This is a genomic window from Alcanivorax sp. HI0083, assembly GCF_001635175.1.
On sequence record NZ_LWFX01000356.1, the window covers coordinates 1 to 1,060 of the forward strand.

The window sequence follows — 1,060 nt, forward strand, 5'->3', positions numbered from 1 at the left end:
TCACGTCGGAGAGGAACAGTTCGCCGGTGGGGGAAGAGCCAATGCCCATTTTCTTGAAGGGTTTGGATTGCTCCAGGCCTTCCATGCCGCTGTCGAGAATAAAGGAGACAATTTTGCGCTGGTCCGCGGGCACCCCTTCTTCGTCCAGTTTACAGATCAGGATGATGGTGTCGGCGTAGGGGCCGTTAGTGATCCAGGTCTTGCTGCCGTTGATGATGTAGCCGCCGTTGCCGTCGCGCTTGGCCAGGGTCTTCATCTGGCCGAAGGCGTCGGAACCGGCATTGGGTTCGGAAATGGCCCAGGCGCCCACTTTTTCCAGGGTCAGCAGGGGCAGGGCCCAGCGTTCTTTCTGCTCGGTGGTGCCCTTGCTCATGATGGCGCCACCGCCCAGACCCATGGAGACGCCCATGGCGGTGACCAGGCCCTGAGCGTGTTTGCACAGTTCAATAATCGGGATCATGCGCATGGCGGCTTCTTCGCCGGCCATGGCTGAGGGGCCGTCCTTCTTCTTTTTCTCGTCGACGGCGTCGCCGGCGGCGAGGGCTTTCTCGCGGGCAATCTGCTTGTCGAATGATTGCTTGGCCATGACATCCATGCCGAAGGTTTTGATCAGCTTGCGCAGGATGTCATAGGGAGGAACGCCGTTATATTCGATATCGTCCAGCTGCGGCACGACTTCCNTTTCCACAAAGTCGCGCACCATTTTCTGGATCATTTGCTGTTGTTCGGACCACTGGATCATCGGGCTGTCCTGTTGGGTGAGAATTCAATCAACAGTAGCAAGCCCGATGGTGACGGCGCATTGATCAAAAAGAACGGAATGATTGACGCTGGGTGTCAGGGCGCCTGCTGGGCGGTGATGCAGGGTTGCGGGTCAAAACGCACGTGCATGGTCAGCGCATTGGCGCCTTCGCTGCTGGCGGCGGCCTCAATATCCTGGGGGCGTAGCCGAGGGTGAGTGCCGGCGAAAAATTTCTGTGCCGCCCTGGCATTGAGGGTGCGGTCGCGGGCTGCCTGGTAGGTGATGCCCTCTCCGCCCAGCAGGTGACGGATGTATTCG

At 59.2% G+C, this 1,060-nt stretch carries 1 protein-coding gene and 1 pseudogene; both read right to left on the bottom strand.

The genetic code is table 11. The features are described from left to right. On the bottom strand, positions 1 to 742 hold a 742-nt coding region (locus A3754_RS03720; protein ID WP_197468429.1), incomplete at its 3' end, for an acyl-CoA dehydrogenase family protein. Positions 743 to 837: 95 nt separating this feature from the next. Beyond that, positions 838 to 1,060: pseudogene (locus A3754_RS27115) on the bottom strand (2-phosphosulfolactate phosphatase); the annotation flags it as partial.